We start from the raw sequence: 23,179 nt of genomic DNA, 5'->3' as shown, positions 1-23,179 counted from the left end.
AAATATATCACTATGATTTGTGTGAAATAGGTGATTTATGTCAGTTGGGTTAGGAGATGCGCACCATGCGCCGCAACAGGTCAGCATTAATGTGTACATTGCGAATCGACCACCCATGCCACCATATGATGAATTAGATGACTGCATGCCTATGCAAACTGGCGATATTGGCGCCATTGCCCAGCATACAGGTAATCATTGGCGTAAAGTGTTTAACGTGTATGCCAAGTTAATGTATGAGTTTATGCAAACGCTTGATGCACGTACAACCAAACTAAGCGAGACCCAACATTTCACGCATGCATTAAAAAACCATGCAACATGGCAGCAGTATCGTGATGATCAATTGCTGCAAGCTGACAGTGGCACCACATTATTGTTTAGCCCGCCTTTAGCAACAGAAGATCACAGTTTGCACATCATTATGGGCAAAGGGTATGCCCTACAATTGGGGTATGAATATCAAGCGCCTTTTTTAATCGAGCATGAGCACGAAGATTTTGCCTGTTATCGAGATCAAAAAGTGATCTTGTGCCCATATTTTGATTATCGACAATTAAGTAATCAAAAGATTACGACCCTAGTTGGTATTATGTTATCGCTACTTGAGATTACATAAATTTATCAATGTGATTGCCATATTTATCATGTGTGATTATTCATCTAAGAAAAAAGAGACTTAATGTTGATTATTTTAAGTACCGTTACGATTTGTATCTTTTTATTGGTTGTCATCGCGATCTTTAAGCCCCTTTGGATCATGAATTATTTAGCGTCTCGCTTTCACTGCAAGCGGATCAAAGACTTACCCTATGATACTGATACACGTCATATCCTTGATATGTATGTGCCTAAACATAAAAAAAGTGACGATATCATTGTATTTGTTCATGGAGGCTCGTGGGATACCGGCAATAAAAACGAATATCAGTTTGCTGGTCTTGCGTTTAGTCAGCTCGGTTATGTAACGGCGGTACCTAATTATCGGTTATATCCACAGGTGCAGTTTCCGCAATTTATTGATGATATCGCTAAAGCCATTGCCAGCTTACCCAAGCATTTAACATTGCAAGGTGTATCGGAGCATAAAACGCTCAATATTATTTTAATTGGTCACAGTGCCGGTGCCCATACCGCCGCTATGCTAACGGCTGACCCATGTTACCTTGCCAGAGCCAATGCTCAGGTAAATATTAAAGCGTGTATCGGCTTAGCGGGCCCTTATGACTTACCCTTAGATGACCCGTTAGTGGTAGGCAAATTCGACGGGGTAGAGTTACATGATGTGTCGGAACAGCGAGTCGACTTAGGTCATGAGCACAATGCCCATGAAGCTAACCCCATTAATTTGGCCACTAAAGATATGCCGCCCATGTACTTAATCCATGGTCAAGCCGATGAAACAGTCGGGCCTTATCATTCTGAGCGATTCGCGAAAATGCTCACCCACTTACAAGTGCCCCACAAGCACACTACCTACTCTGGCGTTGACCATCGCAAGTTAGTCGGCGGACTGTCTATCTTTGGGCGTAAACTGAACCCTGTATTTAAAGATATTCAGGAATATATTCGCCATTTAAGCTAGCGTTAACAGCAGTGAATAGAACTAAGTGGCCGTTGTAACGTTTATTCCTGCACTAATACCCGTTAAACTTACCGCTAAGCTCAACAGCATACAAAAGGACTCATTCATGCTCGCCATGCTTGCCAAACTATTAAAAATCCTAAATAGCGATGCCTCACCCGGGCAAATAGCGCTAGGGTTTGCATTTGCACTATTTGTGGGGTTAACCCCGTTTTTTAGTTTGCACAACTTATTTATCTTTCTATTGGTGTGTGTGATTCGCGTGAACTTGGGCGGCTTCTTTTTAGCATCTGCGGTATTTGCACTGTTAGCCTTTTTGCTTGATCCGGTTTCGATTTCACTTGGGGAATATTTATTAGCTCACCCATCATTGCAAGCGTTATGGACAGACTTATATCAAAGCGATGTATGGCGTGCCTTTAAATTTAACCACACCTTATTGATTGGCAGTGTGGCGTTATCGTGTTTACTGTTTATTCCTGTTTGGGTCGCCTTTACCGTCCTTATAAAATTGTATCGCACCAAATTAATGGCTTGGTTTGAAAAGTTGAAAATAGTTAAATTTTTGAAAGCCAGTAAGTTCTACCAAGCATATGAAAGATTAGGAGCCTAACATGACAAAATGGATTCGTTGGTCAGGCCTCATTGGGTTTGTTGTCGTTACCGCCTTAATTGCGTGCTTTTGGTTATTTGCAGCAGGACCGTTAACAAAATTAGCCATAGAAAGTTTTGGCAGTGATGCACTTGGTGCAAAAGTGGATGTGGCGAATGTCTCGTTTGGTTTTAACCCTATGACCATCACCGTGACAGGTGTGCAGTTAACCGATAAAGACAAACCTATGGAAAACATCTTTAGTTTTGAGCGAGCGGTTGCCAATATTGAGCCGTTCCCATTATTACTGGGCCAAGCCATTATCCCTGAATTAAGCTTAGAAGGCGTTGCTACAGGCACACCGCGTCGTGTTTCTGGGGCTATTAAACAAGCCGCTGTTGAAACATCAGCTAAAGAAGACGCCGATAATCAGTCAGAAACATCAACGAAAGCAAAGTCAGAGCCTGAAAGTAAAACGTTACCAAGTGCCGATGAGATACTAGAGCGTGAATCATTATTAACAGAGCAAACTGGAGACGCATTTGAAACCGCCTATGAAGACCATAAAAAAGCCATAGAGCAGGCACTTGCAAATTTACCAACCGATAACTCCATTAAGCAATACGAAACTCGACTTAATGCAATATTAAAAGGTAAGTTTAAAAATATTGATGACTTTAAGCAGCGCAAAAAAGAATTAGACGCATTAAAAGCACAATTCAAAAAAGATAAACAAGCCATTGCTGACGCAAAAAGTGCGGTTAAAGAAGGCAAGTCTGACTTAAAACAAAAATTTGATGCGTTAAAGTCAGCACCTAAACAAGACTTAAATAATATTAAAAGCAAATACACATTAGATGGTGCCGGTGCCAGTAATTTAACCGCGCTTTTATTTGGTGAGGATGCTGGCGGTTATGCACAAACCACACTGGAGTATTACGAGAAAGTTCGCCCATTATTGGTAGATGACGAAACCAACGCCGCAAAAGAAGAATTAAAAGCCAAACGTTTAGAAGGGCGATTTGTGCCGTTTAAAACGGATCGTCCACAACCAGACTTCTGGGTGAAGAGCATGAGTTTTACCATGAGCCTGCCAAAAATGGGTGATCAAGCTGAATCGTTAGGCCAAGTTGCGGTTAACGTATTGGATATCACCCATCAACAAGATGTCATTAATCGCCCAACACTCGTGAAAGGCCAAGGTGTTAACTTAAACAAAATTCAATCACTGACTATTAATGGAGTATTGGATCATAGAGCCTCCCCTGGTAAAGACAGCTTTACCTTAGAGGTGAATGATTGGCAGCTCAGTAAAGTGAAACTGGGCTTAGCCGGCTTAAAAATGGACTCTAGCCTAACCGACATTAGTGCAAAAGGTTATGTAAGTAATGGCCAAATGGATGTGAATGGTCAAGCGCGTTTTAATCAAGCAAAATTCAGCAGTAAAGACCGCACAGTGCTTGCCAAAGAAATGGTGTTAGCGCTTAAAACGATTAATACTTTTACCGTAAACGGTAAGGCAAAAGGGGATTTAACGGATCCTAAGATGAGTATTAATAGTGACCTTGATAAACAGTTAAGTGCGGCATTTGATCAACGTATTGCGCAAAAACAAAAAGAGCTAGAAGCGAAGTTAAAAGCCAAGTTGAATGATAAGCTTATGAGTTACGCCGGTGACTATCAAGACCAGCTTAAGCAGCTAAATTTGACCGAAGGCAGCTTATCTAGCAAAGGCAAAGCGATTGAAAAACTAGGTAAACAAGAATTGTCTAGTTATCAAGATCAGCTAAAAGCAGAACAAAAGGCAAAGGTCGATGCAGAGAAAGCCAGAGCAAAAGCTAAAGCGGATGCCGAAAAAGCCAGAGCAAAAGCTGATGCAGACCGTAAAAAGAAAGAACTTGAAAGAAAAGCAAAAGAGAAATTAAAAAGCCTGTTCTAATACTTGAACGCACTAAAAGGCCATGGATGATGGCCTTTTTTAATGAGTCTATACTGTTGATTTAAACCCATTGAGACATGGAGATGTTATGCCCATCTATTTGCGCATCTTATTCGCGATGAGTTTACTAGCGCCTATTTTTAGTTATGCACAAGATAAAACCATCCACCTCACCAGTTTAGAATGGCCACCTTACAGTGGTGCTGATCTTGCGCATCAAGGGCAAACGATTAAGCGAGCCACTGAAATATTTGCCACAATGGGGTACACCCTAAAAGTGGATTTTTTTCCTTGGGCGCGTGCGGTTAAGTTAGGCCTAAATGAAACCAGTAAATATATGGGCTACTTACCTGAATATTTTGACGATTCATTAACGCAAAAATGTTTTTTTTCAGAACCCATTGGTTTTAGCCCGTTGGGCTTTGCCCAATTAAAAACGGCCCCAGTTAAATGGAAAAACCTCGATGATATTGCAACGCTTGCAAAAGTGGGTGTTGTGCGTGACTACATTAACACAGCCGAACTGGATGCCCGTATCGCCAGTGGCAATATTAATGGTGATGTATCGATCAGTGATGTTGCCAACATAAAAAAATTAGGCGGCAAACGAATCCCTCTTATTGTTATTGATGAACGCGTATTAAATTATTGGTTAACGCATGATGCAGAGTTAAAGCAATTTAAAGATAAAATAGAGTTTAATCCAAAGTTACTAGATAAAAAGAATCTTTATTTATGTTTCAAGAAAAATGATCAAGGCCGTCAATTTTTAAAAATATTTAATGACGGTTTGAATCGGCTGAAAATGAAGTCGTTTATGCGTGAATCTTTAAAATAATTATTATGCTACCACTGGTTTACCACCCTAATTATTCCTGTCATTTTCCTCATGATCATCGCTTTGTGATGCGTAAATTTGTGGGTTTATATGAATATATTCAAGCGAAAGGGTTAATAACCTCAGGGAATTTATACCAACCCGAAAAAGCCACTATTGAGGACCTATCCATTGCCCATTGCGGGGAGTATTTAACGCAACTGAGTACAAATACAATGGATGCAAGAGAGTGGCGACGCATCGGCTTACCTTGGAGTGAAGGGCTAATAGAACGTACCTTTACTGCGCCTAATGGCACATTGTTAGCCGCACAGCTTGCAATTGAACATGGTATGTCATGTCACTTAGCGGGCGGTACCCATCATGCGCATTATGATTTTGGTTCTGGTTTTTGTATGGTCAATGATCTAGCCTATACCGCTAATAGACTCATTAAAACAGGTGAAGCAAAACGCATCTTAATATTCGATTGTGATGTGCACCAAGGAGATGGCACCGCGGCTATATTGGCGAGTCAAAAAAATGTGTTTACATGCTCAATTCATTGTGAAAAAAACTTCCCGTTTCGCAAGCACGCAAGTGATCTTGATGTCGGGTTAAATAAACATCTACAAGATGAAGAGTACTTAGATGTAGTGCAGCGCACACTTAACCGTTTACTTGATGAACAACAGCCGGACTTAGTCATTTATGATGCTGGGGTCGATATCTGGGAGCATGATGAGTTAGGCCACTTAGATATTACATGGGATGGCGTCGCCGCACGGGACGAACTGGTATTGCGAACTTGTTTGTCTAGGCACATACCTGTTACTACCGTCATTGGTGGCGGCTATGATAAAGACCATGCACGGTTGGCCCAGCGTCATGGCGTGGTGATTGAAGTCGCTGCGCATTTATATCATCAATATTTTTAAGTTTAATCAGTCTATTTTCTGAGTTGTTTAAAAAAGTATGAGTCAAGAACTTAGGTTATTTGGTAGTAAAAATTTAAACTGGTAATATGTCGGCTCAATTTTATATGGAACGTAAAATGAAGCCCCGTCACGTATTTTTTTTATTGATATTAAACCCAATGCTCTGTTTTGGTGAACTAAAGTCCATGGCGATAGACGATATGGATAGCATTCTTTCAAACACAGGTGAGTTTACAAAAATAGCGGTTAAACAGCATACAACGATATCAGCTAATTTTGATGTGGGTTCAAGTAATGGTCGTTTAAGTACTTGCACAAATAAAAAGCCAAGAAAGGCATCTAGTTTTTATCCTTGCTGGAATCATCAGTCACATGCGTTCTATTCAAAGTTAAATTACTCAATAAAAAAAGAATCAATAAATAATCATAAATTGAAGACGCAGTTTATATTTGATCTGAACAAAAATGGATCAATATCCAATATTAAAATTAAAGGTATTAGTGATCCCGCCAGTAAAAGCCAACTAGAGCGCTTATTAAAAGAGATGGAGTTTGGTTATAGCAATACAGCTGGTTCAAAAGTGTCTATGAATATTGTCTTAATTGTTGAGCCTGTTAATAACTGATGTATGTTCAGATTCCGTTATATAGCGGCAATCCAATTTATCTATTGATTCGTAATAGGGGGATGAAAATAGAAGCAGGCCTGAGTGATGACCCAAACCCTTAACGAAGACGAAGTATCTCGTGTAATCGAAATGGCATGGGAAGACAGAACCCCTTTTGAAGCCATCGAATTACAGTTTGGTTTGTCCGAGCCTAATGTCATTACCTTAATGCGTGAAAATATAAAGCCTAACAGCTTTAGGCTATGGCGCAGACGAGTAAGCGGCCGATCTACCAAGCATTTAAAACTACGAGATCCTGCCGTGAGTCGTGGCTATTGTGCAACGCAATATAAACATAAATAAGCCGGCATTTAGTTGCTATACAAGTGTCTGACTATCACGGTATTTAAAACTTATAGATTGAGTCAACTCTGGTAAATGAAATGGGTCATGAGGGCAATTAGGATATGAACCAAGAGCAAAAATTTACAGAGGCACAGCTCACCAGCATGACTGAAACCTTGGAGCGATCTCAGGGGGAGATGCTGAAAGAAGTAGAATCTGTGATCGATAAGCATGTTGAAGCCGCTAAATTAGAGCTGGTGAATACAGACGCAGAACGGGCTAACCATGATTATTTTTCGGCTGTGGTTTAGGTGAACTATTTTCTAAGCTGCATGATGATGACAAAGATACTGCAGAAACTATTATATAATCTTAAAGGGCAGGCGGGCTTGATTAGTTGAGCACTGCATAGCGTTTATTGCTTTAAAAACAACAAGATTAATATGGTATAAAACGCGACGGCACCTAAATAAAACTGACTCGTTCAGCGCCGTTATGGCGCTTTATCTAATGGGTTTTTTTGCGCTAATCCGGCAAATCCACAAGCAGATAGTACGCCAGCGTGAGAGCACGGGTGGTGAGGAATATCTGTGATAGTCTCTAAAATATGAGATTGGAACCCGTCACGGGGCAGGTGGTTATGAAGTTGCCTTACTTGCTCTTTAGGCAGTAAAAAATGATAAGCACCAATCACATCCAATTTTGCGCCTTTTTGCAGACATAGAGATTCAATACTGTTTTTTTGCGACGATAAATACGGGTTAAGGTGTTTTGAGATAGCCTCATAAAGCGCAATACGCCACGACGCCTGATATTGATGTTGTTCTGCTAATCGATACGCTGCCCGAGCACCTAATACGGCAAAACTATGCTGTTTAATCTGTTGCTGATAGTGAGAGGTTAATCCCATATCGTGCATTAACGAGGCCACATACAACATTTCTAAATCGGGTTTTTTATTTTCAAACTGGGCGAACATTGCGCCAAAATAATAAGTCCGCAGACAGTGTTGATACAGTTCTGGCGCACAGCTTTGGGTGGAGAGTAGCTTCGCCTCTTGCGCTATTTTACTATCGGGCTCAGGGATATCCGAAAGGTTAATTCTTGAAATCGCCTTACGGTAACCACCACAAGCTTTGAGCAGACGCTGCATTGACTCATGGCACTGTCCTTTAATTAATAAACTGTAAAAATGCCACTTATCTTTACCTAGCAGAATGCCATTCGTCGCTTCACTCCAGTGGTAATCGCTAATCATGTTTGTTCCTTATAAGGTAGTAACTTGCATTTTGCAAGTTACTACCTTATAGCTCATACTTGCAAAATGCAAGTGACTAAGTGAAGGAATAATAATGCACAATCGATCAATTTGCCCACTGACGAACTGTCTGGACCTAATAGGCGATAAATGGACATTGATATTGCTTAGAGATATGTATCTTGGGAAAGTACGTTATGGTGATTTTTTAACGTCAGATGAAGGCATTACCACCAATATTTTGTCCAGCCGTTTAAAAGATATGATGACGAATGGCTTAATCGAAAAAACAGCTTATCAAGAAAAACCGGTACGCTATGAGTACCGTTTAAAACAATCTGGCAAAGATCTGCTACCTGTAATACAGAGCATGTCTCGATGGGCGGATGAATATATTCCAGGGTGCCGCACACTTCCGGATTCATTCTATCAATTAGCACCGGCTGATATTGCGTAAGATTCCGATATTGGCGGCAATATTTTTTTGATGATACCTATATTAAAAAATAGAGTTTTTAATAGAAAAATTAATAGCAAAGAGTCAAAATGATATTATTGACATTCGTTTAAGCTAAAGCTGTGCATTGCAGTATATAAAACATAAGTGAAAATTAAATGTGTCTTGAGAGTGAAATGTTTTCTTTAAACCTCATCTTCACTCTTAGCCAACACCACTGTCTCACCACGTCCATCCGTTTCAACTATTAAGCGAATGGGCTTGCAGCACACTTGGCAGTCTTCAATATAATCTTGTGTCTCACCGTCTTCGATGAATTCAATTAAAATCTCGTTTGTTTCATTGCAATAGGGGCAATAAATAATGTACTCAGGCAGTGCGCTCATGTTTTGTATTAACCTTTGACGTGTTTATATAAGTAGAGCTAAATATTCATCAGCAAACATTAAAATAATGCTTGCTGCGGTGTGATTAACTCAATACTGTCGCCGACTCTAATTTCGCCACCACGAATGACTTTACAGCATAGGCCACCATAACCCATCATGGCTGCAATGGCGCCTTTGCCTAAATTTTGCTCCATACGAGTACACGGGTGGCACAGTGCTCCGGCTTGAAATATCGCGTCACCAATTTGAAAGTTTTGGTAGCGCAGGGCATTCAGGTTAATATTTTTGATGACAAGGTTACGCCGTAGTTGCTCAGGTTGTACGGTTTTACCACCTAAAAAATGACTGATTTGACCGATGAATTCTTCACTGATCAACGTCACTTGGCGGCCGGAGCCTGGGGTTTTGCCCATGCGGTGGTCACCTTGTAATCCTAATTCTTCAACCGCAGTGGTATGCATTAGGCTTTGCATGGGTTCACGTCGCGCTGGGCGTACGCCTATCCATGTTAGTTCGCCGGGTGGTAGGCTTTTAATGTAGCGTGAAAATAAGGCGTTTTGGCTATTCATGTTATTTACTTCTGAATAATGGATATTTTTAAAAATGGTAATGCATAAGTGCGAAAGACTTGAGTTTAGCCGTCCTCACTTGTACGTTTAAACTCAGTAATTAGATGCGCGGTGCACCATGTTTTAAAATAGGCTGTTTTTTGGTTGGGCTTTTTTTATCACATTATATATTGGCCGTACCTGAGGTGGCAGAAGGGTTTACCCTGTCTGTCTTTGCTAAAGTGCCCAACGCGCGGCAAATGGCATTAAGTGAAAACGGTACCGTATTTGTGGGTTCTAGGACAGAAGGCAAGGTACACGCTGTCTTGCCAAGCGGCAAGGTGCAGCAAATCGCCAGCGGCTTGAATATGCCATCGGGTTTGGCGTTGAATAAAAAAGGTGATTTATACGTGGCCGCGGTCAATCGCATTTATCGTTTACAGCAGGCGCAGTCTGCTATTGCAAAAGGGCTGATTACATTACAATTATTAAATGATGAACTGCCAAGTGCGAGTCATCATGGCTGGAAGTTCATTGCCTTTGATCCAAATTCAGGCAATCTTGTGGTGCCCGTGGGCGCGCCATGTAATGTGTGTTTGGTGTACCCGCAATCAGGTGATGCGCCGTTCGGTACGATACTCTCGCTCGATATTAATGCTTTAAACAGTGGCGAGCTTAAATACGACATTTTGGCCCAAGGCGTGCGCAATAGCGTCGGATTTGACTGGCAACCTGCAGAAAAACGTACGCAAGGAAGCAAGGTTGGGCCACTTTGGTTTACTGATAATGGACGTGATTGGATGGGCGACGACATGCCTGCATGTGAGATTAACCGCATTAGCCAAGCAGGACAGCATTTTGGCTTTCCGTTTAAACACGCACATATCAGCGAAACCGATGCCGACATAATAAAGGCCCAACCCCATGATTTTACTGATCAGCCGCCCATGGTTGAGATTCAAGCTCATAGTGCGCCACTGGGCATGATGTTTTACACAGGCAATGTAACGGCCTTAAAGGGAGCGTTGCTTGTCGCAGAGCACGGTAGCTGGAATCGCACCACGCCAGTGGCTATCGCCTAAGTGCCTATTGGTTTGATGAGGATAAGGTGAGTAAGCATGAAGTACTGGTGAACTGGCTGGTAGAGGGTAAAAAACTGGGGCGGCCGGTGGATATTGCCCTTGCCAATGATGGCAGCTTGCTGATCAGTGATGACTCTAAAGACCTAATCTGGCAGCTCAGGGCGCGTTAGTGCTTTATGTGATGTTAGTGACGCATCAGTTGCTTATGTCTTAAGTAGTGTCCCGTGGTCGCATTTGTTAAGCTTACGCTATTCATTTGCACCTTTAGAGCCATCGTCATGCCGTTAGATATTGCCATTTATGTCGGGATCGCCGCCATCATTGCCACCTTTTCAGGTGGTGTGTTCATCATGCATCGCCAGTTTAGTCAGCAGCGCCAAGCTTTTATAGTGCAACAGCAGGCATTAGAGGCATCCAACCATGTGCTTACTCAAAGCCAAGAGCAGTATCGTAGCGAGTTACAACAAGCCCAAACTCAACAGGCCCTTAGCGAAAATCAGTCTGACTATAGCAAGCAGCAGTTACAACAGAGCCTGCAAAACGCCCAACAGTTGCAAGCACAACTTGAACAGTATCGTACTCAAATCAGCCAAGCCCAAGGCCAACTAAAGCATCAACAAGCGACGCTAGAACAGCGCGAACTTGATGTGCAAAAGCTTTCACAAAAAGAAGCGTTAATCGAACAACTGCACAATCAAATTAGCGACTTGAAAACCCAGCTTAATCAAGAGCAAGTTGAACGACAAAAAGATCAACAAAACCTTGAAGAAAAATTAGAACTACTACAAACCAATAAAGCCCAGTTAAGCCAAGAGTTTGAAAATTTATCCAATAAAATATTCGAAGAAAAAAACAAACAATTTAAACAAACGTCACAAGAAGGTTTAAGCAGCCTATTAAGCCCATTTAAAGATCAATTAGAAGGCTTACGTAAAAAAGTCGATGATGTCTATGTCGAAGAAAGTAAAGATCGTGCCGCGCTCAAAGCTCAGATTGGCGAATTGCATAATCTAAATAAACAAATTACAGAAGAAGCCGCCTCGTTAGCCCGTGCTTTACGTGGTGAAAAGAAAACCCAAGGTAATTGGGGCGAGCTGGTGCTTGAAACCGTATTAGAAAAATCGGGGTTGCGCCAAGGGGAAGAGTTTACCCGTGAAAAAAGCATTAACAATGATGAGGGCACACGCTACCGCCCAGATGTGATCATCAATCTGCCAGAAAACAAACATATCGTGGTGGACGCTAAAGTATCGCTAAATGCTTATACAGATTACATCAACGCCGAAAATGATGCAGACCGTATTCGTTTTTTAAAACAACATGTAGACGCTGTTCGTATACACATTAAAACCTTGGCAGATAAATCCTATGCCAAGCTGCCTGGTATCAACAGCCCAGATTTTGTATTTATGTTTATGCCAATTGAGCCTGCGTTCATGGTGGCGTTTGAGCATGATGACAAACTCTTTAATGATGCATTTGAACAGCGCATTGTCGTTGTGACGCCCACGACCCTGTTAGCCAGTTTACGCACAGTATCAAGTTTGTGGAGCATTGAGCGCCAAAACAAAAGCGCTAAAGACTTAGCCGATGTAGCCTCAAAAGTGCATGACAAGTTAGTGGTGTTTGTCGAAAGTATGGAAAAAGTAGGCGCACAATTGCATACGGTGCAAGGCACTTATGATAAAGCTTGGGGCCAATTAAAAGAAGGCCGTGGCAACCTTATTTTACAAGCACAAAAGTTTAAAGACTTAGGGGTACGTACTAAAAAAGAGCTACCCAAAAGTATAGTCGATACTGCCGAATTGGAATTTGAAGAACAAGCGCCTGAATATGACGAATCGAAAAATGCCAACGTACTCAAAGTAAACGCTAAAGAAACAAAGCCTAAACTAAGCGATGCTGATATACCGCAAGCCGAATTTGAATTGCATGATGAATAATCGGTAAGCAGTATTTAGTTTAGACTACCAAAAACAATAAAGGGATATTCTATGGTCAGCCACCTAACCGAAAAAGAAAGTAATTCTGTTATTGATCAAAAACGATTTGCGTTTTTAGAGTTACTGTTAATTTGGGAGGGGCGCATACAGCCTAAGCACCTAGCGCAGCAATTTGAGCTAGGTGAAAAGCTGGCCAAGCATGTCATTCAAAAGTACAAAAACCTCTACCCAGATAATATTCAATATCACGGTGCCAGCGAAAGCTATCAGCCAACGCCTAACATGCTAGCGCAATTTACCAATGGCACACTGCAAGATTACATGCAGTTTATGGCCAGCACCGAAACCGTATCTAATTTAGAATTACCTAATCGTAATTTACAGCCCGCATTGGTGCGCCCTGTTTTACAAGCCATACGTGAGCAGTTGAGGTTAGAAATAGCTTACGCGTCTGTTTCCAACCCAGACTTTACGGTACGAACCATTCAACCGCACCATCTTGTATTTGATGGCATGCGCTGGCACGTGCGCGGCTTCTGTGAGAAAAATCAAGATTATCGCGACTTTGTATTGAGTCGCTTTCAACCGGATACGCCCGCTGAATTATTAGATGGCGCAGATCATTTTGATATTCAAGATGAAGTATGGAATAACGTATTAAATGTGGCGTTTATGCCGGACCCAAGACTTGATGAAAACCGCGGCCGTATTATTGCATTAGATTATGACATGCAGCTTACCAGTAATGGTTATCGTAAAACTCAACCGGTGCGTCAAGCATTACTGATGTATTGGGTGCAGCGCATGGGCTTGAGCCAGTATCATAATAACCCACAAGCACAGCAGATTATTTTAACGCCTGAATGTGATCAGGCGTTGAAAGGGTATTTGCCAAATTAAATGATTTTAGAATCTATATTTAAACGCTGCATTTATTTCATTTGTTGCTTGGTCAGCGATATCTTGATGTACTCGATAATCAAATATAAAAGAAATTTTATTGTAAACTTTAATATCTAAGCCAGCTCCATACATTAATCCTTTTGATGATTCTGATATTGAAAACTTCTCATTTGCTACTGTTATATCATTTTTTGTTTCGACATAACTATGTTTGATGTCAGCAGATATATGAGAAAGCCCCGCTAATAAGTATGGCCGAACGGTATCTTTAATTCTGAATGTATACTGTGAGTATATGCTTAAATAATTGGTGGGATTTACTTGTACTTCAAATTCAGAGCTGCTCTCTTCTGATATGAAATCACCTTCAGCAGTGACGTCAAAAATTATGCTTCCTGAATTGTTTATTACCGTCTCGCTGCTACTAAATGACGCATATTCAATAGAGTAAGAAATGGATGATGTTTGGTAATATGAGGCATTTACATAAATGGCATCTAGTGCTGTTTCGACTACTATTAACTCTCGATTATTAGCCTCATAACCATGCATATCTATTTGAAGGTTTTTCATACCAACGGATATAGATAATGGTGATTCCTCTGCTAGGGAAGGAAATGATAGCGCCAACGAAATGGTTGGTAGTAATAATTAATTCAATTTATTGTCCAAAGAGAAAATTCGTTTTTTAATCGAATTTAATGGTTTTAAATATTTTGGCGTGAATTATATCGGAGTAACCTGATGAGATATATGGTAAATATGTTCAATCAATTTTTAGAATGATTACTCCAAAATGGGAGTTCTCTTTTATAGCCCGAATTTTATGAATGGTTACCAGCTCAACCGCAATAATCTCTTTATTCGCCAAGATTAATTCTAAAATCTCTTTTCTTGTTCCCCCCTTTTTGATGACCTTTACATTATGGGCTATGCCTTGAAGCTTGCGACCGTTTTTTAAGGTCAGCAGTATTTCATAATGATGCATACAAGCGATTTCAAAATAATCATATTGAGCACAAGAGATGATGTTTTTCATGTGATCTTCCCAGTTATTAAGGCACTGTATTATTCACTTTGCTGTAAGGCAACGCCTTTTATTTGCGCATAAAGCGTTTGCCACATTGTTATGTTTAAGCGTTCAAATGAATACGCTGATATTTCACTTAGTAGATATTGTTCATCCATTTTTAATTGAATAAGGTACTGCCCGTTTTGTGTTTGCTCAATACGTGACACTTTACCGTGTAGAATATTCACAATGCTGCTGTCTTGTGCCGCGCTTAACGTCAGGCTGATATCGCTGGCGGCAATGCATAGGCGCAATGGATTTTCTGTTTTGGTGTGGCCTTTAATGTGATTGACAGTATTATTCATGGCATTTATGGGCAAACGCATAACTTGCTCGCCGATTTTGCAATGCATTAGGCCGTCGCTATGAATGTGTTGAGAGTCAGTGACTAAAATGCTGCTTTTACCTAAACCATAAAAAGGATGCTGTTCATCTTGAAGTACATCAATCAATGATCGAGGGCGGTTAACAATGGTTTTTCCGTTTTCTTTTTCGAGCATGATGATGTGATTAGCTAATGTGAGTACTTCGTTCACATCATGGGTGACATACAAAACCGGTAACTGCCATTCATGATTTAAGCGCTTTATATAGCTCATGACGTCTTGTTTACTCTGCCAATCGAGTGAGGCTAAGGGTTCGTCTAAAATTAGTAACTTAGGTTTACTTAATATGGCTCGGGCAAGGGCCACACGTTGTGCTTGGCCACCACTTAGTTGCTGTACTGTGTGGCTGAGTAAATCATTGAGTTTTAGCGCATCAATACAATGTTGCCAATCTTGTTCGTTCGCGTGTGAACGTTCAAATGCAAAGCATAAGTTTTGTTCTACATTCAAATGCATAAATAATTGGTTATCTTGAAACACCATGGCAATATGTCGCTTATGACAAGGAATCGACTTTTGTTGGTAACTATCAAGCCAGAGTTCATTTTGGTGTGCGTTATGCCATGATATAACGCCTTGAGGGTTTTCTAACCCGCAAATGCTGCGCAATAAATGAGTTTTACCTATGCCGCTTTTGCCAAAAATCACATGAGTACTGGGTTGTTGCCAATCAATACTGATGTTTGCTTTTAAGGCAAAGTCACCTTTACATAAATGTATATCTAAATCTAGATTCATAACATGCCGACCTTATTTGCATTTTTACGCGTAGCATAAATTGCAGTGAGCATGATAAACGAAATACCTAATAAAATAGCCGACATAATATGTGCATCGTTGTATTGCAGGGCTTCGACTTGTTCAAAAATCTTAATAGAAATAACCTGCGTTTCGCCTGGAATATTGCCACCAATCATAAGGACTACCCCAAACTCACCTAATGTGTGGGCAAAGCCTAGAGTTGCAGCGCTGATGTAAGCGGGTTTTGCTAGCGGAAAAATAATGGTGCGCCATGCATCTTTAAACGATGCATTCAATGTGTAGGCCACTTCTAATGGTTTTTTGCCAACTAAACTAAATCCATTTTGTAAGGGTTGTACCACAAACGGTAAACTATAAATAACCGAGCCAATCAATAAACCGGTAAAACTAAACGCTAAGGTACGGTCCCCAAATAATTGGGCAATGAGCCCGCCTGGGCCTTGTGGGCCTAACACAATTAATAAATAAAAGCCTAATACAGTGGGTGGTAATACTAATGGTAGGGCAATAAGGGCTTCTATTAAAAACTTGCCTTTAAATTGGCTGTGAGCCAAAAACCAAGCAAGGGGCGTAGCAATAATGATTAAAATGGCTGTGCTAAAAAAAGCCAGTTTTAAGGTGAGCAGTAACGCTTCCATGGGGCTTCCTATTTATTAGGTAAGTGATAGCCGTTTTTTTTAATAATTATTCGCGCGGCATCACTTTGTAAAAACGTCATAAAAGCCAAGGTTGCTGGTTTATTGTTTAAGCGCAAGGCTGTTTGATTGATGTCGTCATGGCATTGTGTATCAATATAGCGAATGCGAGTTTGATCTTTATTTAACACTTGTGAAAGGGCAACAAAACCGCCATCGACGCTTTGGCTATCAATGAATTGAAATGCTTGCGCGACATTTTGGCCAATGATTATTTTGTCTAGCCATGTTTTCTGTTTTAAACAAATAAGGGTTTGTTTTGCAGCTAAACCATAGGGGGCCAGTTTTGGGTTAGCAATGCTTAAACGAGCGTAACGGTTGTCGTTGAGGATATCATCTAATGTTTGTGAAGGTGGCAATGTTAAGTTGCTATAAAACACAAGACGACCTTTCGCATAAACAGCCAAAGCATCTAACGTCAATTTACGTTGTTCGTATATCTGTTGCCACAGTCGCTGTGGGTGCGCGGTATTGGCGGCTAATAACATATCAAATGGTGCGTGCTGTGAGATTTGTTGAACAAGCTGACCGGTGCTGGCGCTGATAATATTAATCTTATGTTGCGTATTTTTCTCAAAACTACGTTTAAGTTTTTCTAGTGTTTGTTTGAAATTGGCGGCGACGGCGACATTGATGTTATCACTGTTGCTAAAAGGAGAGAGCAGCAGTAAAGCAAGTGCAATTGAAAAACGTGTTGGGCGCTTACTGGTCATGTTCATCCCATTTTTGTAATGCATAAGTGTCTTTATCCAGTGCCGCCACCCATGTGTCGCCTTGTGGCGTTGTTTCTTTTTTCCAAAATGGTGCGCGGTTTTTAAGATAATCCATTATAAAGTGGCAAGCTTCAAATGCAGCTTCACGGTGATGACTGCTCACCGCGACGAATACAATTTGATCGCTAATATGCAATTGGCCAACCCTGTGTATTAATCGCACACGTGATAAAGGCCAGCGAGTGCAGGCTTGGTCGACAATTTCAGCAAGGGATTTTTCAGTCATGGCAGGGTAGTGTTCTAAAAACAATCCTTTCACATCCTGACCTTGGTTCATGTCTCGTACTAGGCCGCTAAAAAACACAATTGCACCGTCTTGAGTGTTGTTTTGGCGCAGGGCCGCATATTCTTTTGCGACGTCAAAATCTTGAGTTTGCACATTAATGTTAATGAGTGCAGTCATGCTTAACCGCCTGTGACCGGTGGAAAAAAAGCCACTTCATCGCCGTCTTGTATCATGGACTGATTATCCACCATGGTTTGATTAACCGCGCATAAAACAGTGGCAAGGTTTAAATGTGTTTGCCAATTTGGGTTGTGTTGCACTAACGCGTTTTTTATGGCGCTCACAGTGCAAGGCGTGTCGATGTTTAATTCGACACCTTGGCTGTTAAGTGTCTCACGCAGTTGAGCAAAGAATAATACGTTAATCATGCATCGCTACCTTGAGGTGTGGCAATAAAATGTCCAGATTTACCACCTTGCTTTTCTAAAACGCGCACGCCGGTTATGGTCATTGCTTTATCAACGGCCTTGCACATATCAAATAATGTCAGCGCAGCAACCGATGCACCAGTGAGGGCTTCCATTTCGACACCAGTTTGTCCGGCGAGTTTGCAAAGAGTTTCAATGCGTACTCGGTTTTTTTCTGTTTGTACTTCAAAACTGACTTCAACCTTGCTTAACATGAGCGGATGACAAAGTGGAATAAGCTGACTAGTTTGCTTAGCGGCTTGAATACCGGCAATGCGAGCGACTGCAAATACGTCACCCTTGTGGTGCTCGCCTTTTACGATCATATCAAGTGTGCTTGGCATCATTTCGATAAAGGCTTCAGCGCGGGCAATACGGGCAGTGACCGTTTTTTCGCTCACATCCACCATGTTCGCTTCGCCATTTTGATTGATATGGGTGAAGGTCATATTAGCCTCGACTGTCGCAGTGGGTTTCATGGGTGTTTTTAAGTTGTAAAACAAAATTGCAAGGCTTGTGCGTACTGTTTAATTGGGTTTCGATAATGTTGTCCCATGCGGTGACGCAAGCATTACCAGAGCCGGGCATGCAAAAAATAATGGTGGCGTTAGCAAGTCCGGCAATGGCACGACTTTGAATGGTGCTGGTGCCAATTTGACTATGGCTTAAATGGCGAAATAACTCACCAAAGCCATCAACGGTTTTATCAAATAATGGGGTGACGGCTTCAGGTGTGCTGTCGCGGCCAGTAAATCCGGTGCCACCTGTGATCAGCACGCCTTGAATGTTGTCACTGGCGATCCACTGAGAAAGCGTTGCGCGAATTTTGTATATATCGTCTATCACAATGGCTTTATCAGCAAGCAGGTGGCCAGCTTGTTGTAAGCGTTCGACTAATAACTGCCCACTGGAGTCGGTGGCTTCCGTGCGGCTGTCAGAGACTGTCAATACCGCGAGTTGCAAGGGTATAAATTCGGAGCTAAAGGTTTTTGCCATGATCAATATTGCTTATGTTTGATTAAGTTTCATCATACCTTATGCAATGGTTACTCAACAGGCCTGTGCTTGTGTTTATAGGCGGTATTTGGGCCTATTTGGCACTATTATCCCATGTAGAAATAGTGCACATTATCTCGAAAATAATAACCATGGATTAATCTATGGCGATTCTAAAATACCTGGCGCTATTGTTATCAGCGCTTGCGCTGGGAATGAATACACTGATGTTTACTAAGCCAGACGTCGTATTACAATCGCCTTTTGATAATACCAGTATAGACGTAAAGGCGGTGTCCGAGCGTCTATCAAAAGGGATTCAATTTGCCGCCATTCGTTATATGGATGAGTCCTTAGTTGAGCCAGAGGTGTTTATTCGATTTCATACTTTTTTAAAACAAAGTTATCCAAAACTGAATGAAGTTTTATCGGTTGAAGTTGTTAACGAATTGTCTTTTAATATCGCTGGAAAAGCTCAGATCCATCACTGAAATCCATATTATTGAACGATACTGTTTAACATGACAATTCGTAATTACCATCCAAATGATTACCCAGCCATAGCCGACATATATAATGCATCAAAACTTGATGAATTAAAATTTGAAGATAACCATTATCAGTTATTGCCTTTAGATTTAGATGCTAAACGACAATTTAATTTACTAAACTCGACTATTTTTGTATACGACGATGCACTAATTAAGGGGTACAGTGCAGTCAATGGCAATACTATACAGTCATTGTTTGTGCATCCTGATTTTAGAGGGTTAGGCATTGGCCGTGCTTTACTGGCGTTTGCTTTACAAGGCATTGATGGCAATGCCACTCTACAAGTTGTTAAGTCGAATATCCCTTCCAAAACACTGTATCGCGCTTATGGCTTTTCAGATATAGAAGAGAGTGAAGCGAACTATAATGGCGTTAACGTGACGATTAATACGATGTTGCGCAGGCGGTAATCGAGCCCAAACTTTGCCTAAGTCCGAATTTACTTGTACATTTAATAGTGAATCTAAGGATAGATAGGTGACAATATGATTTTGCAAATAGAGCAACATATTAAACATGGACAATTCGAGCAAGCATTAGACTTGCTGCCTAAATTAGAAGAAACCTTTTCAAACCATGCCGAGGTGTTGTGGGTGATTCGTACGCTACAACACGATTTAGAGCATCATAATCTAAATATATTGAACACATTAAAGCAGGTCAAACAGGTGTTGATTGGTTAAAGTTGTCAGGCGTGCTAAGCCAACCTGAACTATTTTATCATTGGGCTATCTAACGCTGACCCTGACATTATCGGATACAACATGAAGCCTTTTATTTTTATCGCATTATTAGCAATGACCTCTCTTAGCATGGCGCAAACGCTGAACATTGCTCAGTTTGAAAAAGAGGCACTTGATAAATGGGAAAAGAAATCCTTTGTTGGTCATACTCAATACACTATTGAAAAACTCGATGAAAAAACCGTATTACATGCAGTGAGCGATCAATCTGCATCCGGTTTAGCGAAAGAAATAAAAGTGGATTTAAAGAAAACACCGTTTCTCAATTGGTCATGGCGAATAGAGAATTTTTTACCAAAAATGGATGAGACCAGTAAGCCAGGCGATGATTATGCCGCTCGTTTATACATTGTAAAAAGCGGTGGTTTTTTCGTCTGGAATACAAAGGCGCTTAACTATGTTTGGTCCAGTAATCAACCTCAAGGCAGTATTTGGGATAATGCCTACGCAGGCAGTAATGCCCGTATGCTAGCGTTGCGTTCGCCACAAGATGCACTTGGCAAGTGGGTAAATGAAAAGCGTAATGTATATGAAGATATGATTGCCTTATACGGTGATAAAGGTTCAGACAAAAAAAATGAAGACGCGTACCGTTATATTGATGCTGTTGCTATTATGAGCGATACAGACGATAGCAAAGCCAAAGCCAGTGCGTATTACGGTAATATTTATTTTTCAGCTCAATAGCCTAATTAGGGACAGAGTTCATGAAAACAGAATTAACAGCCAAAGACATCATGACCAAAGAAGTGTTGATGGCTTATGAGGGCTGGTCGATAAAGCGCTTAACTGAATTTTTCATGAATAATTCGATTAGCGGTGCCCCCGTTATTGCCAGTGACCACAGTTTAGTGGGTGTCGTAACCATTAGTGATATTTTAGCGTTTGGTAATAAAAGCACAGAAGAGAAAGGGGCGTTATTGCTTGAGGTTTATTCTGAGTTTGTAGGCCATCAGTATGACCCTGAAGCTTTGAAAAGTATGATGGGCAAGGCAGAAGAAAATTGCACCGTGAATCAAATTATGAGTCGTTCGGTCATTCAGGTTGATTGCAATGCTAATTTACAAGAAGTGGCCTACATTATGTTGCAACACGGTATTCGCCGTATCTTTATTAGTGAGCATGGGATCATTAAAGGTGTAATTAGTACCCATAATATTTTAACCACGATGGCTAAGTAACTAAATGATGTTTACCATTTAAATTGATTGAGGTTTGCCTCTATAGTTTTGGTTGCATGCCCAATCTTATCATCTAAATTATGTAACTGTTCTAATATCTGCTTTTGTTTTTGTGTATGTATCACTAATTGTTCAAATTTCTCACTTAGGTCAGTAAGTTGGTGCTGACTTGCGTGATCATTAAATTGTCCTTCTTTTATAATGGCTTCTAGTTGATTAAAAATCTCACTGACATTATTTGCCAAGTCTTCATTGCTGTGGATAAGTTGGTTTGCTTCATCCATGGCTTTGACCGAGCTTTGCGAATCTTTATGTAATTGATCAATAACGGCTTTTATTTCCGTGGTGCTGTTGTGCGTACGATTAGCAAGTGTGCGGACCTCATCGGCTACCACAGCAAACCCTCTACCTTGATCGCCTGCTCTGGCAGCCTCAATTGCGGCGTTGAGCGCTAATAAATTTGTTTGGTCCGCAATACTCTCGATGGTATCAAGGGCAGTGACAATATTTTTACTGCTGCTGGCTAAGGTGTTAACTTGCTTACTTGCGTTACCTAATACGTCACTTAATTGGTGCACTTGTGTTTGGTTGTCACTGAGCATTTTTTGACTTTTTTGGCTGAGTGTTTCAAAGACTTTTTCTTTGTTTTTTTCTTCTTGATAAATGGTTTCTGGATTGTCGTTGTTGATTGGTGTGCTTGTCTTATTAAGGCTTGTTTTAAACGCTTGTTGAAGTTCAGTATGCTGAACTTCAATACGCTGTTGGAGTAGCTGACTTTGATTAATATGCTGTGCGACACCTTCACTGTATTGTTTAAGTTCGGTGTTATGTTTTTGTACCGAAATGATGGGCGTTTGAATAGAATCAATCATATTTTTTATGTGGGTGGTGTTAAATAATGGCTTATCATTATTTTTATGCTCAGAGTTTTTATTCGTATAATGCTGATTATTTGATGAACTTGATGCCTGTGATTTTATGTGTTGTTGAAAATCATGGAAATTTAATTGATTTAGCAACTGTTGATAATTATTAACCAATTGGTCTTGCTGATTAAGTGTTGGGCTGTGACGCCCATTGAAGAATCGAGCCAGAACAAAACCAACCCCTAAACTGATAAGCGCGGCTAATATTACGGAACCTAATAAAAGATAGAGCGTGCGAGTCTCTTTTTTTAAAAGACCATTATTGTTATTAAAGGGTAACGATGAAGTTTGTTTAATAATCTGGCTTTGATCTATTAATAGCTCGCTAAATAATAACCAATCTAGGCCAAATAGTTTAATAGGTTGATAGGCCATATAATGATTTTCATTATTTTTATTTGTTGTGATATTAAATTTTTCAGTAGGACGAGTGTCGAGCCATTGTTTAAATAATAACTGCTGTTCAGATTGCAACGGTTGGTTGCTAACCCAATAGGTTTGATTCGCGTTCGTCATATAAATGTGTGCTCGCTCAAACCCTTGTACTTGCAGTAATGGGGCAAAAGCATTTGCAGGTAGGCGGAATACAAGAATGGCTTCTATTACGCTGCGTTCGGAATCTTGACTAATAATCGGCGTACTTATAAAGGCGCTGAGTGCATTATTAGCGGGCCCATATTCACTAAACTCACTAAACAAACTTTGCCCAGGTTGTAATTTTAATGCGTGTTTATAACTAATAGCTAATGGTGATGACGCCGCTTTTTCTTGCCATAAGTTGTTCGCGAAGTCATTTTTTTTTGCCACGCTGTATATTACATCACCACTGGCGGCATCTACTATGTATAAATCTTCAAATGCAAACTGCTCGATGTAATGACGATAAATGGGGTGGTACAAACCGTGTACTCGGCTATAGCTTGTATCAACTTGTGTCTCGTTGAAATCTTGCTTACGTATATTGGTGTTATTAACGACAAAATCATATTGCAACGC

Annotated in this window: 31 protein-coding genes and 1 pseudogene; 19 read left to right on the top strand and 13 right to left on the bottom strand. The window is 40.7% G+C overall.

Annotated features, from left to right (window positions below):
* Nucleotides 1-37: 37 nt before the first annotated feature.
* The 9 genes from ACU6U9_RS13805 to ACU6U9_RS13765 all read left to right on the top strand — a co-directional run bounded on the left by ACU6U9_RS13805 (nt 38) and on the right by ACU6U9_RS13765 (nt 7,135).
* Complete coding sequence (locus tag ACU6U9_RS13805) at nt 38-619, top strand: DUF6942 family protein (RefSeq protein ID WP_446735605.1); 582 nt, start codon at nt 38-40, stop codon at nt 617-619.
* A gap of 63 nt (nt 620-682) precedes the next feature.
* Nucleotides 683-1,585, top strand: coding sequence for an alpha/beta hydrolase (locus ACU6U9_RS13800; protein WP_446735604.1), 903 nt, complete (start codon nt 683-685; stop codon nt 1,583-1,585).
* 25 nt (nt 1,586-1,610) lie between these two features.
* Nucleotides 1,611-2,198 (top strand): TIGR03546 family protein, encoded by a 588-nt coding sequence (locus tag ACU6U9_RS13795; protein WP_446735603.1) that lies wholly within the window; start codon nt 1,611-1,613, stop codon nt 2,196-2,198.
* A 1-nt stretch (nt 2,199) separates the two neighbouring features.
* Nucleotides 2,200-4,116 carry a TIGR03545 family protein gene (locus ACU6U9_RS13790; protein WP_446735602.1) on the top strand — a complete coding sequence of 639 codons (1,917 nt, stop codon included), beginning with the start codon at nt 2,200-2,202 and terminating at the stop codon, nt 4,114-4,116.
* 88 nt (nt 4,117-4,204) lie between these two features.
* Nucleotides 4,205-4,954 carry a substrate-binding periplasmic protein gene (locus ACU6U9_RS13785; protein ID WP_446735601.1) on the top strand — a complete coding sequence of 250 codons (750 nt, stop codon included), beginning with the start codon at nt 4,205-4,207 and terminating at the stop codon, nt 4,952-4,954.
* Nucleotides 4,955-4,959: 5 nt separating this feature from the next.
* The gene (locus ACU6U9_RS13780) at nt 4,960-5,871 is read left to right on the top strand and encodes a histone deacetylase family protein (protein ID WP_446735600.1); all 912 of its coding nucleotides are present in this window, start codon (nt 4,960-4,962) and stop codon (nt 5,869-5,871) included.
* A gap of 116 nt (nt 5,872-5,987) precedes the next feature.
* A complete protein-coding gene (locus ACU6U9_RS13775; protein WP_446735599.1) occupies nt 5,988-6,497 on the top strand; it encodes a hypothetical protein in 510 nt (169 codons plus the stop codon).
* Nucleotides 6,498-6,584: 87 nt separating this feature from the next.
* Nucleotides 6,585-6,842 carry a TIGR03643 family protein gene (locus ACU6U9_RS13770; RefSeq protein WP_446735878.1) on the top strand — a complete coding sequence of 86 codons (258 nt, stop codon included), beginning with the start codon at nt 6,585-6,587 and terminating at the stop codon, nt 6,840-6,842.
* Between the two features lie 104 nt (nt 6,843-6,946).
* Entirely contained in the window at nt 6,947-7,135 is a 189-nt protein-coding gene (locus ACU6U9_RS13765) for a hypothetical protein (protein ID WP_446735598.1), read from the top strand.
* Between the two features lie 182 nt (nt 7,136-7,317).
* Here ACU6U9_RS13765 and ACU6U9_RS13760 read toward each other — a convergent pair whose 3' ends face one another.
* Nucleotides 7,318-8,082 carry an HD domain-containing protein gene (locus ACU6U9_RS13760; RefSeq protein WP_446735597.1) on the bottom strand — a complete coding sequence of 255 codons (765 nt, stop codon included), beginning with the start codon at nt 8,080-8,082 and terminating at the stop codon, nt 7,318-7,320.
* 94 nt (nt 8,083-8,176) lie between these two features.
* Between ACU6U9_RS13760 and ACU6U9_RS13755 the strand changes: the two genes are divergently transcribed.
* The gene (locus ACU6U9_RS13755; RefSeq protein WP_446735596.1) at nt 8,177-8,539 is read left to right on the top strand and encodes a winged helix-turn-helix transcriptional regulator; all 363 of its coding nucleotides are present in this window, start codon (nt 8,177-8,179) and stop codon (nt 8,537-8,539) included.
* 185 nt (nt 8,540-8,724) lie between these two features.
* Here the strand turns inward: ACU6U9_RS13755 and ACU6U9_RS13750 are convergent, their stop codons facing one another.
* Nucleotides 8,725-8,925, bottom strand: coding sequence for a CPXCG motif-containing cysteine-rich protein (locus ACU6U9_RS13750; RefSeq protein ID WP_446735595.1), 201 nt, complete (start codon nt 8,923-8,925; stop codon nt 8,725-8,727).
* A gap of 59 nt (nt 8,926-8,984) precedes the next feature.
* The gene (locus tag ACU6U9_RS13745; protein ID WP_446735594.1) at nt 8,985-9,497 is read right to left on the bottom strand and encodes an MOSC domain-containing protein; all 513 of its coding nucleotides are present in this window, start codon (nt 9,495-9,497) and stop codon (nt 8,985-8,987) included.
* A 140-nt stretch (nt 9,498-9,637) separates the two neighbouring features.
* On the opposite strand from ACU6U9_RS13745, the gene ACU6U9_RS13740 reads away from it, so the two are divergent.
* The 4 genes from ACU6U9_RS13740 to ACU6U9_RS13725 are packed head-to-tail and all read left to right on the top strand — an operon-like array spanning nt 9,638 to nt 13,401.
* Nucleotides 9,638-10,558: a PQQ-dependent sugar dehydrogenase gene (locus tag ACU6U9_RS13740; protein WP_446735593.1), complete on the top strand. Its 921-nt coding sequence runs from the start codon at nt 9,638-9,640 to the stop codon at nt 10,556-10,558.
* 26 nt (nt 10,559-10,584) lie between these two features.
* Entirely contained in the window at nt 10,585-10,728 is a 144-nt protein-coding gene (locus ACU6U9_RS13735) for a hypothetical protein (protein WP_446735592.1), read from the top strand.
* A 54-nt stretch (nt 10,729-10,782) separates the two neighbouring features.
* A complete protein-coding gene (gene rmuC / locus ACU6U9_RS13730) occupies nt 10,783-12,501 on the top strand; it encodes a DNA recombination protein RmuC (RefSeq protein ID WP_446735591.1) in 1,719 nt (572 codons plus the stop codon).
* Between the two features lie 51 nt (nt 12,502-12,552).
* Nucleotides 12,553-13,401 (top strand): helix-turn-helix transcriptional regulator, encoded by an 849-nt coding sequence (locus tag ACU6U9_RS13725; protein ID WP_446735590.1) that lies wholly within the window; start codon nt 12,553-12,555, stop codon nt 13,399-13,401.
* Nucleotides 13,402-13,407: 6 nt separating this feature from the next.
* Here the strand turns inward: ACU6U9_RS13725 and ACU6U9_RS13720 are convergent, their stop codons facing one another.
* The 9 genes from ACU6U9_RS13720 to moaB form a co-directional block, all read right to left on the bottom strand.
* On the bottom strand, nt 13,408-14,034 hold the full coding sequence (locus ACU6U9_RS13720; RefSeq protein WP_446735589.1) for an outer membrane beta-barrel protein: 627 nt from the start codon (nt 14,032-14,034) through the stop codon (nt 13,408-13,410).
* Between the two features lie 136 nt (nt 14,035-14,170).
* On the bottom strand, nt 14,171-14,443 hold the full coding sequence (locus tag ACU6U9_RS13715; protein ID WP_446735588.1) for a Rho-binding antiterminator: 273 nt from the start codon (nt 14,441-14,443) through the stop codon (nt 14,171-14,173).
* A 29-nt stretch (nt 14,444-14,472) separates the two neighbouring features.
* On the bottom strand, nt 14,473-15,600 hold the full coding sequence (locus tag ACU6U9_RS13710) for a molybdenum ABC transporter ATP-binding protein (protein ID WP_446735587.1): 1,128 nt from the start codon (nt 15,598-15,600) through the stop codon (nt 14,473-14,475).
* Nucleotides 15,597-16,262, bottom strand: a complete 666-nt coding sequence (gene modB, locus ACU6U9_RS13705; RefSeq protein ID WP_446735586.1) for a molybdate ABC transporter permease subunit — start codon at nt 16,260-16,262, stop codon at nt 15,597-15,599. Before modB ends, ACU6U9_RS13710 begins: the two co-directional genes overlap by 4 nt.
* 8 nt (nt 16,263-16,270) lie before the next feature.
* Nucleotides 16,271-17,032, bottom strand: a complete 762-nt coding sequence (modA, locus tag ACU6U9_RS13700; RefSeq protein ID WP_446735585.1) for a molybdate ABC transporter substrate-binding protein — start codon at nt 17,030-17,032, stop codon at nt 16,271-16,273.
* Nucleotides 17,022-17,483, bottom strand: a complete 462-nt coding sequence (gene moaE, locus ACU6U9_RS13695; RefSeq protein ID WP_446735877.1) for a molybdopterin synthase catalytic subunit MoaE — start codon at nt 17,481-17,483, stop codon at nt 17,022-17,024. The genes modA and moaE overlap by 11 nt, the downstream gene beginning before the upstream one ends.
* A gap of 14 nt (nt 17,484-17,497) precedes the next feature.
* A complete protein-coding gene (gene moaD, locus ACU6U9_RS13690; RefSeq protein WP_446735584.1) occupies nt 17,498-17,746 on the bottom strand; it encodes a molybdopterin converting factor subunit 1 in 249 nt (82 codons plus the stop codon).
* Entirely contained in the window at nt 17,743-18,234 is a 492-nt protein-coding gene (gene moaC, locus ACU6U9_RS13685; protein ID WP_446735583.1) for a cyclic pyranopterin monophosphate synthase MoaC, read from the bottom strand. Before moaC ends, moaD begins: the two co-directional genes overlap by 4 nt.
* Before the next feature lies 1 nt (nt 18,235).
* Nucleotides 18,236-18,781 (bottom strand): molybdenum cofactor biosynthesis protein B, encoded by a 546-nt coding sequence (gene moaB, locus ACU6U9_RS13680; protein ID WP_446735582.1) that lies wholly within the window; start codon nt 18,779-18,781, stop codon nt 18,236-18,238.
* Nucleotides 18,782-18,945: 164 nt separating this feature from the next.
* On the opposite strand from moaB, the gene ACU6U9_RS13675 reads away from it, so the two are divergent.
* From ACU6U9_RS13675 to ACU6U9_RS13655, 5 genes are all read left to right on the top strand, one after another.
* Complete coding sequence (locus ACU6U9_RS13675) at nt 18,946-19,272, top strand: hypothetical protein (RefSeq protein ID WP_446735581.1); 327 nt, start codon at nt 18,946-18,948, stop codon at nt 19,270-19,272.
* Nucleotides 19,273-19,302: 30 nt separating this feature from the next.
* The gene (locus ACU6U9_RS13670; RefSeq protein ID WP_446735580.1) at nt 19,303-19,743 is read left to right on the top strand and encodes an N-acetyltransferase family protein; all 441 of its coding nucleotides are present in this window, start codon (nt 19,303-19,305) and stop codon (nt 19,741-19,743) included.
* 75 nt (nt 19,744-19,818) lie between these two features.
* Entirely contained in the window at nt 19,819-20,016 is a 198-nt protein-coding gene (locus tag ACU6U9_RS13665; protein ID WP_446735579.1) for a hypothetical protein, read from the top strand.
* Nucleotides 20,017-20,097: 81 nt separating this feature from the next.
* On the top strand, nt 20,098-20,763 hold the full coding sequence (locus tag ACU6U9_RS13660; RefSeq protein ID WP_446735578.1) for a DUF3047 domain-containing protein: 666 nt from the start codon (nt 20,098-20,100) through the stop codon (nt 20,761-20,763).
* Between the two features lie 20 nt (nt 20,764-20,783).
* Entirely contained in the window at nt 20,784-21,257 is a 474-nt protein-coding gene (locus ACU6U9_RS13655) for a CBS domain-containing protein (RefSeq protein WP_446735577.1), read from the top strand.
* Nucleotides 21,258-21,268: 11 nt separating this feature from the next.
* On the opposite strand, the pseudogene ACU6U9_RS13650 reads toward ACU6U9_RS13655, so the two are convergent.
* Nucleotides 21,269-21,820 (bottom strand): annotated as a pseudogene (locus ACU6U9_RS13650) (methyl-accepting chemotaxis protein); the annotation flags it as partial.
* Nucleotides 21,821-23,179: the final 1,359 nt, after the last annotated feature.

This window comes from Pseudomonas sp. HK3 (assembly GCF_052920985.1).
This window is presented reverse-complemented; position numbering and strand designations above follow the sequence as displayed.